19 protein-coding genes are annotated in these 14,918 nt (G+C 67.9%); 7 read left to right on the top strand and 12 right to left on the bottom strand.

The annotated features are described in order from the left end of the window. Positions 1-20 precede the first annotated feature (20 nt). The 3 genes from AC1DYD_RS12390 to AC1DYD_RS12380 are packed head-to-tail and all read right to left on the bottom strand — an operon-like array spanning position 21 to position 2,992. The gene (locus tag AC1DYD_RS12390) at positions 21-605 is read right to left on the bottom strand and encodes a YceI family protein (protein ID WP_478173033.1); all 585 of its coding nucleotides are present in this window, start codon (positions 603-605) and stop codon (positions 21-23) included. Then, positions 602-1,204 carry a cytochrome b gene (locus AC1DYD_RS12385; RefSeq protein WP_478173032.1) on the bottom strand — a complete coding sequence of 201 codons (603 nt, stop codon included), beginning with the start codon at positions 1,202-1,204 and terminating at the stop codon, positions 602-604. Before AC1DYD_RS12385 ends, AC1DYD_RS12390 begins: the two co-directional genes overlap by 4 nt. 18 nt (positions 1,205-1,222) lie before the next feature. Further along, positions 1,223-2,992 (bottom strand): sensor histidine kinase, encoded by a 1,770-nt coding sequence (locus tag AC1DYD_RS12380; protein WP_478173031.1) that lies wholly within the window; start codon positions 2,990-2,992, stop codon positions 1,223-1,225. A 62-nt stretch (positions 2,993-3,054) separates the two neighbouring features. Here AC1DYD_RS12380 and AC1DYD_RS12375 point away from each other — a divergent pair, with 62 nt between their 5' ends. The 4 genes from AC1DYD_RS12375 (at position 3,055) to AC1DYD_RS12360 (ending at position 5,813) form a co-directional block, all read left to right on the top strand. Continuing rightward, positions 3,055-4,266 (top strand): THUMP domain-containing class I SAM-dependent RNA methyltransferase, encoded by a 1,212-nt coding sequence (locus tag AC1DYD_RS12375; protein WP_478173030.1) that lies wholly within the window; start codon positions 3,055-3,057, stop codon positions 4,264-4,266. Positions 4,267-4,327: 61 nt separating this feature from the next. Continuing rightward, the gene (locus AC1DYD_RS12370) at positions 4,328-5,032 is read left to right on the top strand and encodes a glutathione S-transferase N-terminal domain-containing protein (protein ID WP_478173029.1); all 705 of its coding nucleotides are present in this window, start codon (positions 4,328-4,330) and stop codon (positions 5,030-5,032) included. Between the two features lie 132 nt (positions 5,033-5,164). Beyond that, complete coding sequence (locus tag AC1DYD_RS12365; protein ID WP_478173099.1) at positions 5,165-5,668, top strand: putative toxin-antitoxin system toxin component, PIN family; 504 nt, start codon at positions 5,165-5,167, stop codon at positions 5,666-5,668. Position 5,669: 1 nt separating this feature from the next. Beyond that, positions 5,670-5,813: a hypothetical protein gene (locus tag AC1DYD_RS12360; protein WP_478173028.1), complete on the top strand. Its 144-nt coding sequence runs from the start codon at positions 5,670-5,672 to the stop codon at positions 5,811-5,813. Between the two features lie 51 nt (positions 5,814-5,864). Here the strand turns inward: AC1DYD_RS12360 and AC1DYD_RS12355 are convergent, their stop codons facing one another. From AC1DYD_RS12355 to AC1DYD_RS12325, 7 genes are all read right to left on the bottom strand, one after another. Continuing rightward, entirely contained in the window at positions 5,865-6,287 is a 423-nt protein-coding gene (locus AC1DYD_RS12355) for a hypothetical protein (protein WP_478173027.1), read from the bottom strand. Between the two features lie 108 nt (positions 6,288-6,395). Continuing rightward, a complete protein-coding gene (locus tag AC1DYD_RS12350) occupies positions 6,396-6,833 on the bottom strand; it encodes a hypothetical protein (protein WP_478173026.1) in 438 nt (145 codons plus the stop codon). After that, a complete protein-coding gene (locus AC1DYD_RS12345) occupies positions 6,817-7,233 on the bottom strand; it encodes a hypothetical protein (protein ID WP_478173025.1) in 417 nt (138 codons plus the stop codon). The genes AC1DYD_RS12350 and AC1DYD_RS12345 overlap by 17 nt, the downstream gene beginning before the upstream one ends. Then, on the bottom strand, positions 7,227-7,859 hold the full coding sequence (locus AC1DYD_RS12340) for a peptidoglycan recognition protein family protein (protein ID WP_478173024.1): 633 nt from the start codon (positions 7,857-7,859) through the stop codon (positions 7,227-7,229). Before AC1DYD_RS12340 ends, AC1DYD_RS12345 begins: the two co-directional genes overlap by 7 nt. A 10-nt stretch (positions 7,860-7,869) precedes the next feature. Then, entirely contained in the window at positions 7,870-8,352 is a 483-nt protein-coding gene (locus AC1DYD_RS12335; protein ID WP_478173023.1) for an Hcp family type VI secretion system effector, read from the bottom strand. Between the two features lie 291 nt (positions 8,353-8,643). Next, the gene (locus AC1DYD_RS12330; RefSeq protein ID WP_478173022.1) at positions 8,644-9,540 is read right to left on the bottom strand and encodes a BUD32 family EKC/KEOPS complex subunit; all 897 of its coding nucleotides are present in this window, start codon (positions 9,538-9,540) and stop codon (positions 8,644-8,646) included. After that, positions 9,537-11,204 carry an FMN-binding glutamate synthase family protein gene (locus tag AC1DYD_RS12325; RefSeq protein WP_478173098.1) on the bottom strand — a complete coding sequence of 556 codons (1,668 nt, stop codon included), beginning with the start codon at positions 11,202-11,204 and terminating at the stop codon, positions 9,537-9,539. The genes AC1DYD_RS12330 and AC1DYD_RS12325 overlap by 4 nt, the downstream gene beginning before the upstream one ends. 51 nt (positions 11,205-11,255) lie before the next feature. Between AC1DYD_RS12325 and AC1DYD_RS12320 the strand changes: the two genes are divergently transcribed. From AC1DYD_RS12320 to AC1DYD_RS12310, 3 genes are all read left to right on the top strand, one after another. Continuing rightward, the gene (locus AC1DYD_RS12320) at positions 11,256-12,038 is read left to right on the top strand and encodes a UPF0149 family protein (protein ID WP_478173021.1); all 783 of its coding nucleotides are present in this window, start codon (positions 11,256-11,258) and stop codon (positions 12,036-12,038) included. A 214-nt stretch (positions 12,039-12,252) separates the two neighbouring features. After that, a complete protein-coding gene (locus tag AC1DYD_RS12315) occupies positions 12,253-13,440 on the top strand; it encodes an MFS transporter (RefSeq protein WP_478173097.1) in 1,188 nt (395 codons plus the stop codon). Positions 13,441-13,455: 15 nt separating this feature from the next. Further along, a complete protein-coding gene (locus tag AC1DYD_RS12310) occupies positions 13,456-13,707 on the top strand; it encodes a DUF3297 family protein (RefSeq protein WP_478173020.1) in 252 nt (83 codons plus the stop codon). A 364-nt stretch (positions 13,708-14,071) separates the two neighbouring features. Here the strand turns inward: AC1DYD_RS12310 and AC1DYD_RS12305 are convergent, their stop codons facing one another. Next, positions 14,072-14,380, bottom strand: coding sequence for a GNAT family N-acetyltransferase (locus tag AC1DYD_RS12305; RefSeq protein ID WP_478173019.1), 309 nt, complete (start codon positions 14,378-14,380; stop codon positions 14,072-14,074). Positions 14,381-14,399: 19 nt separating this feature from the next. Further along, positions 14,400-14,885 (bottom strand): nuclear transport factor 2 family protein, encoded by a 486-nt coding sequence (locus AC1DYD_RS12300; RefSeq protein ID WP_478173018.1) that lies wholly within the window; start codon positions 14,883-14,885, stop codon positions 14,400-14,402. Positions 14,886-14,918: the final 33 nt, after the last annotated feature.

Below are 14,918 nucleotides of genomic sequence, written 5' to 3'. Positions count from 1 at the left end.
CGTGGAAACATCGGTGGACTTCACAGGGGGCCGAGCCCGGTCAGCACCAGCTTGAAGCGGACCTGGACGTCGTCGGCCACCATCGAGGTGTCGGTCCATTCGCCTTGGCCGATTTTGAAGGCGAGGCGCTGGATCGTCATGCTTCCGCTGGCGGTCGACTGGCCGTAGGACTGCGTGATCTCGACCGGCACCAGCACCTCCCTGGTGCTGCCCTTGATCGTCAGCCGGCCGGCGACCTCGAAGCGGCCGCCGCCCAGCGCCTTGATGCTGCTGGAACGGAAGTCGGCCTTCGGGAAGCGCTGGCTGTCGAACCAGGCCGGCTTGGGCAGTTCGGCGTCGCTCTGGGGCAGGCCCAGGCTGGCGCTCGCGACCTCGATCTGCAGCGCCACGCTGCCGCCCTCGGGCTGGCGCGGGTCGAAGGCCACCTGGGCGTCGAACTTCTTGAAGGCGCCTTCCACCGGCACGCCCATCTGCTTGGTCACGAAGACGATCTGGCTCGGAGCCGGCAGCAACTTGGCCGGTGTCGCCGGCTCGGCGCCGGCTGCGCCGGCAACGAGGGATGCGGCCGCGTACAGCAAGGCGCGGCCGAGGGAGAACAGGGTCATGGGAAATGCCTTCGGCGTGAAAGCGGCGACATGCGGTCGAGCAGGCCGTCGCAGTCGATGAAGTGGTGCTTGAGCGCGGCCGCGACATGGACTGCCGCCACCGCGGCGAGGCTGAAGGCGCCGGCGTGGTGCAGCGGCTTCAGCACCGATTCGGCGAACGCCTTGTCGACCGGCACGAAGTCCGGCAGCGGCAGCACGCCGAGCCAGACGACCGGGAAACCCAGCGCCGAGCTGTAGGCCCAGCCCAGCAGCGGGACGGCGAAGAACAGCAGGTACAGCAGCAGGTGCAGCCCGCGGTGCGCGGCCAGCTGCCAGCCCGGCATCGCTGCCCGGATGCGTCTCGGCAGCGGCGGCGGCGGGTGCGACAGGCGCCATAGCAGGCGCAGCGCAGACAGTGCCAGGATCGTGATGCCGGCCCATTTGTGCCAGTTGTAGAGCTTGAGGCGCAGCGGCGAGAAAGGCAGGCCGGTCATCGACAGGCCGACGCCCAGAGAGCTCAGGATCATCAGCGCCAGCAGCCAATGCAGGGCGATCGCCACCGTGCCGTAGCGCGGGGCATCGGGGATATCGGCCAGGGGGGGCGGAGGCTGGGCGGGCATGGTCGACGCATAGGCGCTTCAGCGCTGCACCCGCCGCAGCAAGGCCTGCAGCGTCGCGGGCTGCACGGGCTTGCGCAGCGCCTGCCAGCCGCGCTCGCGGGCCAGCTGCTGCGTCGCGTCGTCGATGTCGGCCGAGACCAGCGCGAGGGGGAGGGAAGGGCGCCGGCGCTGCAGTTCGGTCGCCAGCGCGATGCCGTCGAGCGGGCCCGGCAGCCGGATGTCGCACAGGGCGATGTCGAAGGCTGCCAGATCGGGCAGTGCGAGCGCCTCGGTCGCGCTGCCGCAGATCTGTGGCCGGGCCCCCCACAGGCGCAGCAGTGCCGCGATGCTGTCGGCCACCACCGCGTTGTCCTCGATCACCAGCACGACCAGGCCGGGGCGCAGCGCCTGCGTTCCCGGTGCCGTCGCGGTCTCGACGCCCGCCGCTGCAGCCGATGCCAGCGGCGCGCCCTGCGGGGCTGCGGGCAGCGCGAAGGCGAACACCGAGCCGCGCCCCGGTGCCGAGCGCAGCGAGATCTCGACGCCCAGCCGCAGGGCCAGCCGCCGCACGATCGCCAGGCCCAGCCCGTGGCCGCGCTGCAGGTTGCGTTCGATGTTGCCGACCTGCTCGAAGTCGCCGAACACGCGCTCCTGCGCCTCCGGTGCGATGCCGATGCCGGCGTCGCGCACCTCGATCCGCCAGGCTTCGCCGCGCTGGCGGCAGGCCAGCAGCACGCGGCCGCGAGGCGTGAACTTGAGCGCGTTGTCGACCAGGTTGCCGAGGATCCGGCGCAGCGCCACCAGGTCGGTCCAGACCACGGCGTTCGCCGGGCAGCGCACCCGCACCCGGCCGCTGCCGGCCTGGCGCGCGAATTCGGACAGCAGCGGCGCCAGTGCGACCGCCGCCGGCGAGATCGGGTCGGCGGCGGCCTCGATGCGCCCGATCTCGAGCAACTGGTTGGTCAGCCCCTCGAGCGCCTGCTGGGCCCTCGACAGCGCGGCCACCGTGCCCAGCACCGTGACCATGTCCTCGCCGGCGTTCAGTTGCTGGCGCAGCACCTCGGCCTGCAGGCCCATCGCCATCACCGGCTGGCGCAGGTCGTGGTTGGCGGCCGAGAAGAAGCGCAGCCGCTCGGCCTGGGCCTGCTGCGATTGCTGCAGGCCGGCCAACGCCTGTTCGCGCAACGCGCTTTCGTTGTGGCGCAGTCCGATGTTCTCCTCGAGCTGGTGCGCGCGTTCCGCCACCAGCTTCCAGACCATCGCCAGCAGGCCGATGCCGAGCAGCGACAGCACCCTCATGAGCGGGGCGCCGAAGACCAGGCCCATCACGATGGTCGGCGCCAGCAGCAGCGTGATCGCAAGCCGCATGGCCGGCGTGTAGTAGGACACCGAGAAGGCCGAGGACAGCGTCATCGCCATCACCACCAGGCCGATCAGCAGTTGCGAGGTCGAATCCGCCGGATCGAACAGCAGCACGCCGGCCAGGCCATGGGCGCCTTCGTGCAGCGCGATGCGCAGCGTGTGCGCGCGCAAGGCGGGAGGCAGGTTGGCGGGGGTCACTTGCGCGGGGAGCCGCTGCGGGAAAAAACCGCGGTAGGCGGTGGTGGCGGCGATCAGCGCGATCCAGGCCACCGCGTGCGGCACCGAGTAGCGCCAGGCGAACAGCGCCGCGACGCCGCAGTCGAGCAGGAACTGGAACAGCAGCACCGGCCCGCTGGGCTGGGCACTGAGCCGCAGCACCTCGCAGCGGATGGCAAACCGGTCGGTGGCGGACGCCTCGGGCTGTGCGGGGGTGGGCGAGGAGCTCATCGGCCGGTCCACTATAGATCACCGAGGCGCTGCCGGGGCCCCGTCGCGGCGACAATCGCGGGGTGAACGATCTCTCTCTTTTTCTCCCTTGCGCCGCCGGTGTCGAGGATTTCCTGGCGCAGGAAGTGCATGCGCTGACCGGCCGCGCGGGGCAGGACCTGCTCACCTTGCGCGGCGGCGTGCGGGTGCGCGCCGACTGGCGCGACGCCCTCAAGCTCAATCTCCACAGCCGGCTGGCCCAGCGCGTGCTGATCGAACTCGCGCATGCGCCGTATCGCAGCGAGAACGACCTCTACGCGATCGCCAGCGGCGTCGCCTGGGAGATCTGGTTCACGCCGAAGCAGACCTTCAAGATCGAGACCACGGCGCAGCACAGCCCGCTGCAGAGCCTCAACTTCGCCACCCTGCGCATCAAGGATGCGATCGCCGACCGCTTCCGTGCCAAGGCGGGCGGCGTTCGGCCCAGCATCGAGACCCAGTGGCCCGACTGCCGCGTCTTCGCGCACCTCACCACCGACACCTGCACGCTGTATGTCGACACCTCGGGCGAGCCGCTGTTCAAGCGCGGCTGGCGGCAGGACAAGGGCGATGCGCCGCTGAAGGAAACCCTGGCCGCGGCGATGCTGGCGGCCAGCGGCTGGTGGAACCCGGAAACCGGCACGGTGGCGAGCGCGCCCTTGTACGACCCTTGCTGCGGCAGCGGCACGATCGCGATCGAGGCGGCGCAGATCGCCTCCGGCATCGCGGCCGGCTCGCTGCGGCGCTTCGGCTTCGAGAAGCTGCTGCCCTTCCAGGCCCACGTGTGGTCGGCGCTGAAGACCGAGGCCGTGCCGCCCGTGGCGCAGCGTACGCTGGCGATCTTCGGCTCCGACGTCTCGCACCGCATGGTCGACTTCGCGGAGCGCAACGCCGAGCGCGCAGGCGTGGCGGCGGCGATCCAGTTCCGCGGCGGCGATGCCTTGCAGCGCATGCCGCCGGCCGAGTCGGGCGTGATCGTGCTGAACCCGCCCTATGGCGAGCGGATCGAGGTCGGCGGCGTGGCGCGCGGCCGCGAGGACGCGCAGACCGAGGACGGCGGCGAGTTCTTCGTCCAGCTCGCGAGCCACTGGAAGAAGAACTATGCCGGCTGGACCGCCTGGGTGCTGACGCCCGACCTGCAGTTGCCCAAGCGCATGCGCCTGAAGGAATCGCGCCGGGTGCCGATGTGGAACGGGCCGATCGAGTGCCGGCTCTTCAAGTTCGACATGGTGGCGGGCTCGGCGCGGAAGGCCTGAGGCTTCGGCCCGGTATTGCGTTTCGGGCCAGAATGCGGCTCCCCCGCATCCGCAATCTGCCATGACCGATCTGTCCGCCTTCCCGATCACCAAGAAATGGCCCGCTGTCCATCCCGACCGGCTGCAGTTGTATTCGCTGCCGACGCCGAACGGCGTCAAGGTCTCGATCCTGCTCGAGGAGACCGGCCTGCCTTACGAGGCGCACCTGGTCAGCTTCCAGTCGAATGACCAGACTTCGCCGGAGTTCCTGTCGCTCAATCCGAACAACAAGATCCCGGCCATCCTCGATCCGCACGGGCCTGGCGGCGAGCCGCTGGCCTTGTTCGAGTCCGGCGCGATCCTGATCTACCTCGCCGACAAGGCCGGCAGGTTCATCCCGCAGGACGCCGCCGGCCGCTACGAGACGATCCAGTGGCTGATGTTCCAGATGGGTGGCATCGGCCCGATGTTCGGACAGCTCGGTTTCTTCAACAAGTTCGCCGGCAAGGACTACGAGGACAAGCGGCCGCGCGACCGCTACGTGGCCGAGTCGCGGCGCCTGCTCGGCGTGCTGGACCAGCGGCTGGCCGGGCGTGCCTGGCTGATGGGCGACGCCTACACCATCGCCGACATCGCGACCTTCCCGTGGGTGCGCAACCTGATCGGCTTCTACGAGGCCGGCGACCTGGTCGGCATCGCCGACTTCCCGCAGGTGACGCGGGTGCTCGATGCCTTCGTGAAGCGCCCCGCGGTGATGGCCGGACTGGACATCCCCAAGCGCGGCTGAACCGGAGTGGCTGGATTGCCCCCACGCTCCCCCACTGCGTGTGGGTCGCTGCCCCCCGAGGGGGCCGCAGGCCGCCTTGGGGCGGCCCGGCGCCGGCCTGAGCCCCCATGCTCCCCCACTGCGTGTGGGTCGCTGCCCCCCGAGGGGGCCGCAGGCCGCCTTGGGGCGGCCCGGCGCCGGCCTGGCGTCGTCATCGACACCAACATCGCGCTCGACCTGCTGGTGTTCGAGGACCCCGGCCAGGCCGGCCTGGCTGCGGCACTGGCGGACGGCGCGCTCGAATGGATCGCCACCGCGGCGATGCGCGACGAATTCGCGCGCGTGCTCGGCTATCCGCTGATCGCCAGGCGCCTGGCGTCCAGGGCGCTGGCTGCCGACGAGGTGCTGGCCGAGTTCGATGCGCGCGCACGCCAGGTCGACGGCGTGCCGGTCCGGGCGCCTTGCGTCTGCAGCGATCCCGACGACCAGATGTTCATCGACCTCGCGGTCGCGCACCGTGCGCGTCTGCTGAGCAAGGACCGCGCGGTGCTTTCGATGCGCAAGCGGCTTGCGGTCCAGGGTGTCGCGGTCTCCGTGCAATGGGCATCGCCCGGCGCGGCTTCCCGTGACGGGCAATCACGAGCCAGAAGTCCATGACATGGCGGTTGCGAAAAGGCGCCTGCAGGCGCCGCTCGCCACTCCGAACCCGCTCGGCGCCGATGCCACCCGCGACATCATCACGGCCGAGCTCGATGCACTGCTGGCCGACACCTTCGCGCTGTATCTGAAGACCAAGAGCTAGCTGGAACTCGGCGTGCTTACACGGCCACCAACCTCTCGGCGCACGCTTCGCTCAGCAAACCTCGACTTCTCCGTCCCCATACTCGCAAGCCGTAGGGTCGAACCACCTGTAGCCCCTGTAGTACAGCTGCACGGTATCGCCGTGGCCGTCATCAAAGGTGTAGGTGGCCGTGCCGCCTGAGGAAAGGCCCCACGTCACCTTGCCGAAGTCGCTGAATTCCATGGTGCCCGACGCATAGCAGGGCGCATATCGCTCATGCGCGCCAAATCTGCCGGGGACCGGGTACGCCTTGGTGAAAAAGTCCTTGACCTGGCGCACGGTGGGTTTGAAGTTTTTGCAAGCCTCAGTCAGTCCTGGCTCTCTGGGGTACGCATTGAGGCCAGTTTCCAGGATCACGACCTTCTGGATAGTCCGAGCGTTCGCCTGACATGCAAAGGCGAGTGCGGCTACCGCGATGATCAGTCTTACTGCCATGTGGCTGTACTCGCCTCAGTCTTTTTTTTCCGCCCGACAGCAGGGATCGACGATGCGCTGACCGAGAAGGACTTCCTGCACTCGCGGCACACGCTTCTCGCGCGCCGCTCAGCAGTCAGGGACGGACCCGAGCCCATAGGTGCAGGCGGTGGGATCGCTCCACTTATTGTGTTTGTAAAACAAAGAAACTGAATCGCCCCGATTGAAGATAAACGAGGCAGTGCCACTCGAATGCAGGGTCCAATCCCCAAAAGAGCCGTCGCTGTAGGTCAAAGTGCCGAACGCGATGCAAGGGGAATATCGCTCGCTCGTGCCAATGTAACTTTCGACATGGTAGGCCTTGTTGAAATAGTTCCGAACCTGCTTGAGCGTCGGCTTGAATGCCCTGCACAACTCCTTGGTTCGTTCATTCGATTCACCAGTCAAGCCGGCACCCTTGATTTCCAGTTTATGGACGGTCCTGGCCTCACTGTTGCCGCCGAAGGCGAGTGACGCGGCGAGAACAATCGCGGCGCAAACTTCAAGCCGTTCAGCAGTCCAAGACATCGCCCAACCCGTAGCTGCACGCGGTCGGGTCAAGCCACTTGTAGCCCCTGTAGTACAGGAACACATTTTCGCCTTCGTCCCACGAAATTGAGCCCGTGCCGCCTGACGAGACAACCCACTCGACCTTGCCGAAGTCGCTGAACTCCAGCGTGCCCGTTGCATAGCAGGGCGCATAGCGCTCATGCAGGCTAAAGCGATGCGGGACAATATACGCTTTGGTGAAAAATTCTTTGACCTGGCGCGCAGTCGGTTTGAACTTTTTGCAAGCCTCGGAGAGGCCGTACTCATTTGGATTCTTATTGAGGCCAGTCTCCAGGATAACTACCTTCTGGATTGTGCGAGCATTCGCGTGGCAGGCAAAGGCAAGTGCGGCTACCGCGATGATCAGTCTTACTACCATGTGGCTGTGCGCGCCTCGGATTCGTTCTTCCGCCCAATAGCAGGGTGCCTATATACTTCATGCATCGATACGTTGAACGTCTCGACCAACTCCTTGATAAGCCATTGCAGAGAAGAAGTCTGCTGCGCCGTGACCGGCACAAACACCTCCTTGCCTTCCTTTCCAGGTGCCTCGCCCACGAGCTCAATCCCAATGGCATCGGCATTCGAAGGGTATCTTTCGGGCCACTTCTTCGGCGCCTCGTTCGAGTGAACTGCCTTTGCCTTGGCGTTGTTACCCTTTATCCTTTCCAGAGCCATTGACCTTTTCAATTCAGTGGGCGTGCACTTTTGCGTGATCACGCACCTAGATTGCAGAAATCCAACGTGGTTGGTGACTCTGAAGAGAGATGCAGTTTGGTAAATTTGTCCGTCCTTTTCAATTAAAAAATGAGCACCATTGGGAGGGCCTCCGTTGCGATCCATTTTTGAATATGAATTGAAGGAGCTCACCGCCGTGGACCCGCCAGTCTGGTGAACCACAATGCCATTCACCGCGCCCAACTTTCCACGCTCAATGAGAGGGAAGATTTTGACCTTGATCCGTTCGGCGTCAACGATTCCGCCGCGATCGATATAGAGACCCATGCCTCTCCCCTTATGTTTCGGTGTTCTTCTGGATGTCGAAGCTCATCGACACCGTGCCGCCGGAACCACCCTGCTGGTTCTGGATGGTGTACTCCTGCTTCACTCGCGCGAATGAGAGGCTGACCGTCTCTCTTGCCTGCCGCATGGTGGTCTTGAGGCTGGGGGCAACCTGGGTCACGATCACGTCGCCCATCGTGATCTTCAGGAACTCCAGCGGCTTCTCGCCCGCCTTTCTCACGACGAGCGTGGCCGTGTCGATGTGTTTGCCGGTCAGGCAGTACTTCATCAGGTTGGGGCTCGAGCGGTCCACGTAGTGATCGAAAGAGAGGTCATGCACAGTGGCCTTGCCCGCCCCACCTCCGCTGCCGGAGTGCATGCTGGACGTCTGCGTGACCTCCCACTCCCAATCCAGGACTTCAATTTCGTCTTCATGGGCGGCGTCTTGCGACTCACCGTTGATCCCGCTCAATTTCAAAAAGATGTCTTGGGCCAATGCGGGCTCCCCCCAAATTTGATTAGTTAGTTCTAGGTTCCGCGGCAATGCGGCGCCTTGAGGATTAAGGCCCATCGCAAACCAGAGGAGCAATAGGAAATGTCTGCGCCATCTGGGGCTACTTCTGAAAGTGCCGCGCCCGGCAGCGGCCGTTCGTCGAGGGTCATCGGCTCGAACTCGTCGATGTGGGGCATGGGCGGATAGTGCAGCCCCGCGGTGCCCGGCTTCCGAGACTGGTGGCAAAGATTAGCTGGGGCGCTTTTCCGCGGCGCTCTGTACGATGGTGGCGGGCTAGCCGCCGTACCAGCGTGCCAGCAGGCGCGCCACCGCCCGCACGCGCTGCGTGTCGCGGCCCCAGCGCCGGCCCGCGGGCAGGCGCCGCAGCCAGCGCATGCGCTGCGCCGCGACGGCCAGGCGGTCGCGCACCTCGTCGCTGGCCTGGTCCAGCACTTCATGCCAGTGCGCTTCGGCCGCGTGCGGCGAGGCGGCGTCGACCAGCATCGCCGTGGAGTGCAGGTAGCTGAGCCAGTCCCGCGCCTGGCATTCGGCCAGCGGCAGTGTCTTGCCGGGGTCGTCCTCGAAATCGATGTAGCCGATGGTGCCGTCGGGGCACTGCACCAGATTGCGGTCGAAGGCCTGGCTCAGGTAGGTTCGGTGCGCATGCACGACGGCGATGGCGGCCAGGCCCTCGCGCCAGGTCGCGAGCAGGGCGGCCGGTCCGGCGGCCGCGGCCTGGTCGAGCCGCTCCTGCAGCACCACCGGCGGCCGGCCGCTCTGCCCGAGGTCGGAGATCAGCAGGCCGTCGCCCTGCTGCGCCAGCACTGCGGGCACTCGCAGGCCGGCGGTGCCGAGATGCCGCAGCCGCTCGGCCTCGATCGCGATCGCCGCCTCGCCGCCCGGATTCGGCACCGGCTTCAGCACGTCGAGCCGCAGTGCGCCGGCGATCGCCGCCAGCAGGTGGTAGCGCAGCTTGCCATGGCGCGGTCCGGCTTTCTTGAGCCAGACGCGCTCGCTGCCGAAGCGATGGCTGGCAACGGCCTTGGTCTGCTGCGGCAGCGTGGCGCGCAGGAATTCGGCGTAGTCGGCGGGCTGCGGCGCCGCACCGGTCTCCAGCGGCGCCGGCGCCGAGGCCATGCCCTTGCGCATCTGCACGCGCGTCGACGATGCGCCTCGTCTCGCCGGATTCATAGGGCGACGGCGAGGGGCTTGAAACTCTGGGCGCTGGCCAGCGGCCAGTAGGCGCGGAACACGTTGTGCTGCGCGTCGAGCGACCCGAGCAGCGCGCCGGGCTGCACCTGCATGATCAGGTTGCTGAGCAGCCGCACCTCGGTGTCCGAGATGCGCCGCACGATGTGATGGGCCGTGATCTGCTGCGGATGGTCGAGCCCGGCGGCCTGCACCAGCTCCTGCAGCGCATGCAGCGTGCTGCGGTGGAAATTGCGCACCCGGTCGGCCTTGGCCGGCACCACCAGCGCCTGCTGGCGCACCGGGTCCTGGGTGGTCACGCCGGTCGGGCAGAAGCCGGTGTGGCAGGCCTGGGCCTGGATGCAGCCCAGCGACATCATGAAGCCGCGCGCCGCGTTGCACCAGTCGGCGCCCAGCGCCATCATCCGCGCCAGGTCGAAGGCGGTGATCACCTTGCCGGCGCAGCCGATCTTGATGCGCTCGCGCAGGCCGACCCCGACCAGCGTGTTGTGCACCAGCAGCAGGCCTTCCTGCAGCGGTGCGCCGACGTGGTCGCTGAACTCGACCGGCGCCGCGCCGGTGCCGCCCTCGGCGCCGTCGACCACGATGAAGTCGGGGGGCAGGCCGGTCTCCTGCATCGCCTTGACGATCGCGAACCATTCCCAGGGGTGGCCCAGGCAGAACTTGAAACCGGTCGGCTTGCCGCCCGACAGCACCCGCAGCCGGGCGATGAAATGCATCATCTCGGTCGGCGTCGAGAAGGCGCTGTGGGACGATGGCGAGATGCAGTCCACGCCCACCGGCACGCCGCGCGCGGCCGCGATCTCGGGCGTCACCTTGGGGGCCGGCAGCACGCCGCCGTGGCCGGGCTTGGCGCCCTGGCTCAGCTTGAGCTCGATCATCTTTACCTGCGGGTCGCGCGCGTTGGCGATGAAGCGCTCCTCGCTGAAGGAGCCGTCGTCGTTGCGGCAACCGAAGTAGCCCGAGCCGATCTCCCAGATCAGGTCGCCGCCGTGCACCCGGTGGTGGGAGGAGATCGAGCCTTCGCCGGTGTCGTGCGCGAAGCCGCCCTGCTTCGCGCCCTGGTTGAGCGCGAGAATCGCGTGGGCCGACAGTGCGCCGAAGCTCATCGCCGAGATATTGAACACGCTGGCGCTGTAGGGCTGGGTGCAGACCTGGCCGGCCGGCGAGGCCGGGTTCGGGGTGCCGCCGATGACGATGCGGAAATCGTGGTCGGCGAGTTTCGTCGGCCGCATCGAGTGGTTGATCCACTCGTAGCCGGAGAGCGCGACATCGAGCTGGGTGCCGAAGGGCCGGTTGTCGGGTTCGCCCTTGCTGCGCTGGTAGACCAGCGAGCGCTGGGCGCGCGAGAAGGGCGCGGCCTCGGCGTCGCTCTCGATGAAGTACTGCCGCAGTTCGGGACGAATGTACTCGAGCAGGAAGCGCAGGTGGCCGATGACCGGGTAGTTGCGCAGGATCGCGTGCGGCGTCTGCCGCAGGTCGTGCACGCCGGTCCCGGTGAGCAGGCCGAAAACCGCCAGGGCGATCCAGGCCCTCCACAGCTGCGGGGCGAGCAGGACCGCCACGACGCTCGCGACCAGCCCGGCCGCGCACAGCGCGAACGCGGTGTAACGCGCCGGGAACGGCGCAATCTTCGATGTCGAAATAGTGAGTCTCCGGAGCCTTGCTGCATCATAGAGGGCTGCATTTGTAACGCCATGACAATCCCGCCCGACACCCCGACCCCCGCCCAGCCCGAGCAACCGCCCCTCGGCCCCGACGATTTCGACGCCCAGGACCAGGTTCTCGACACCCTGCGCGAGCACGACGACGAGACCCCGCAATGGGAATTCTGCGAAGGCTTCATGGCCGCGCTGGTCTGCACCCGGCGGCCGATCGAGCCGGCCGAGTACTGGCCGGTGCTGCTCGGCGAGGGTTTCGTGCCGGCGCAACACATGGAATTCGTCTGGCGCTGGAAGCGGCGCTGGCGCGAGATCGAGGCCGGCCTCGACGCCGACGTGCAATCGCTCGACGACGAGCGCACCTGGCAGCCCGAAGTGCTCGACACCCGCGGCGCCATCGCTGCGCTGCCCGAGGAAGAACGCGCCGAGATGGCCGGCGAGGCGATCCCGTCCTTCGCCCAGGTCTGGGCGCTGGGCTTCATGTATGCGGTCGAGAACTGGCCCGACGACTGGGCGCCGCCGCGCGACAAGGAGGCGGCGCAGATGCTCGACGAGGCGCTCGACGCCATCGTCACGCTGACCGAGGACGATACCGGCAAGCCCGCGCTCTCGATGTATGCCGAGGACGGCCCACCGAGCGTGAGCCAGCAGCGGGTGGATGACTTCGGCGCCGCGATCTGGGCCGTGTACGACCTGCGCCAGCTGTGGCGCAGCATGGGGCCGCGGGTGGAAACGATCCGCAAGGAGGCGACCCCGGGGCGCAACGACCCCTGCCCCTGCGGCAGCGGAAAGAAGTACAAGAAGTGCCACGGGGCGTAGGGGCTCGCCCCCAGGTTGGCTCACTTCGTGTAGCCGCCCACCCCCTACCGGGGGCAACACCAGCGGCCCGGCGAAGCCGGTTCCGCGGTGTTTCACCAACGGGCCTGGCTGCGCCGGCCGGGGGCGCCCAGCGCGGCTCCTGGAACATCCGTCTGGCGAAGGCGGGCACTTGAACGCCGCACCGGGTGGGTTGTCTGCTCGCGCCGCCTGGGCGATGGTGCTGGCCCTGTGCACCGCCTTCGCGCTGAGCCAGGCCTACCGCACGGTCGGCGCGATCATGGCCAGCCAGCTGCAGGCGGAGTTCAGGCTCTCGGCGCAGGCGCTCGGCGTCTTCTCGGCCGCCTTCCACTTCGCCTTCGGCGCAATGCAGCTCTTCATGGGCATCGGCATCGACCTGCACGGGGTGCGCCGCACCGTGCTGACCGCCTTCCCGTTGGCCATCGCGGGCGCGCTGCTGTCCGCCCTGTCCACCGACTACGCGCTGCTGGTGGCCGGCCAGGTGCTGATCGGCGTCGGCTGTGCGCCGGCCTTCCTGGTCTGCACGGTGTTCATCGCGCGCCATTTCCCGGCGGCGCGCTTCGCTTCGGTGTCGGGGCTGGTGCTGGGCATCGGCGGCGTCGGCATGCTGCTGACCGGCACGCCGCTCGCGTGGCTGGTGCAGGAGCGATCGTGGCGCATGGGCTTTGTCGTGCTGGCGGCCGCCTCGGTGCTGGCCTGGCTGGCGATCTGGCGCTGGGTGCGCGAGCCGGCGCGGCCGGACGGCCCGCCCAGCGAGTCGGTCGCGGCGGCGCTGCGGCAGTTCGGCGCGCTGTTCGCGCTGCCGCACACGCTCGGCATCATGGTGCTGGGGGCCGTGACCTATGCGGCCTTCATCTCGCTGCGCGGGCTGTGGCTCGGCCCGCTGCTGATCGAGCGCCACGGCTATTCGCTGGTGCAGAGCGGCAACGTGGCGCTGGTCGTCTCGGTGATATCGCTGGTCGGCGCGCCCCTGTTCGGCCGGCTCGACCGCGAGGGCCCGGTGCGGCGGCGCCGCATCATCGGCTGCAGCCTGGTCTATGCCGCGCTGTTTTCGGCGGTCGGCTTCTTCACCCAGGCCTGGATCGACGTCGGCGGCACGATCCTGATCGGGCTGCTCGGCGGCTTCATCGTCTGGCAGTACGCGGACGTGCGAGCGGCCTATCCGGCGGCGCTCACGGGCCGCGCGATGGCGGTCTTCACGATGGCGATGTTCCTCGGCGTGGCCGTGATGCAGTGGGTCACGGGCGTCGCGGCCTCGGTCGGCGCGGCCCACGGCGTCGAGGCCTTCCGCGCGGTGCTGGGAACCATCGCGGTGCTGCTGGTGGCGGCGACGCTCGCCTTCGCCTGGCTGCCGGCCCCGGAGCGGCCAAAATGGGGCCTGTAGAAGAATTCAAGATCCATGACCGAAACCACCCCGATCCCTCCGCTGCCCGACCATCTGTCCATCGACCCGCGCAGCCCCCACCACGTCGCCGCCGTCTTCGAGCACGACATCGGCATCCGCTTCAACGGCAAGGAACGCTTCGACGTCGAGGAGTACTGCATCAGCGAAGGCTGGATCAAGGTGCCCGCGGGGCGAACGCTCGATCGCAAGGGCAAGCCGCTGCTGATCAAGCTCAAGGGCAAGGTCGAGGTGTTCTATCAAGACTGAAGCCCTCCCGAGGCGACGGTTCGCGATCGTCGCGAGCCTCGCGCTGGCCATGCTGTGCGCCGGTTGCGCGTCGCGCCCCGCGCCGCGCGTCGTGCAGCTCGGCGATGGTGTCTTCAAGTCACCGACCGAGCAGGAGGCGCAAGCCTACTGCCGAAGCTTCGGTGCCCCGATGCGCTTCCTGGAGCACAGGGCGCCGGGTGTCTCCGCGGGCGAAGTCGGCTTCCGCTGCGATTGATCGCGCGACCCGCGACGCATGAAACCGGCGCAGCCATAGGCCAGGGATACCGCGGAACCGGCTTCGCCGGGCCGCTGGTATCGCCCCCTTGAGGGGGAGGCGCCGCAGGCGCCTCGGGGGTGTTTCATTTCAGATCTTGAACGCCCGCTGCACGTCCGGCCGCACCAGGTCCGCGTAGTCGCGGTGCTTGCGGATGTAGCCGGCGATGAACTGGCAGACCGGGATCACGTGCTTGCCGTCGGCCCGGGCCTCGTCGAGCACATGCCGGGCGAGGGCCGAGCCCACGCCCTTGCCTTCGTACGCCTCCAGCACCTCGGTGTGGGTGAACATGATGGCTTCGCTCAGCAGGTTGTATTCGCTGTAGCCCGCGAGTTCGCCGCCGATACGGGCTTCGTAGCGGTGCGCGGCGGGATTGTTGGCGATCGTGATGTCGGTCATGGCGTGGCCAGTCGGTTGGTCAGGGATTGCGGGCAAGAAAGGCGTGGAGGTTCGCCGCCGCAGTGGCGCGGACCTTCTTCTTCAGCATCGGCGACCAGCCCAGCAGCAGGCCGGGCGCGCCCAGCGCCTGCCGCGACCAGCGCCAGAAGTCGAAACGGTCGCGCTGGGTCGCGATCAGGCCCTCGGGCGTGAAGGTGAAGCGCGAGTCGATCGCATTGTCGACCACGCGCCCGGTGGCGCTGAAGAGGTAGTGCGCATCCCAATGCGCCCGGCCGCTCGTGGCGTCGGCCTCGACGTCGCGGTAGCTCAGTTTCCAGACCGCGGCGCCCTTGGCCCGGGTGCCGCCGCACAGCATCTTCCACATGCCGCCGATCTCGCGCGCGCCGCGCAGCGAGAAGGCTTCGTCGTCGAAGCTGGCGTCTGGCGCGTAGCAGCTTGCCATGGTGTCGGCGTCGAGCTGGGCGAAGGCGTCATAGAAGCGGCGGAGGGTCTGTTCGGTGAGCATGCGCCATCCTAATTCAGTCAGCGTCAGCGGCCG

The organism is Variovorax sp. P4_B11 (assembly GCF_056402355.1).
The sequence above is the reverse complement of the archived record's forward strand: the minus strand, read 5'-3'. Positions and strand labels throughout refer to the sequence as shown.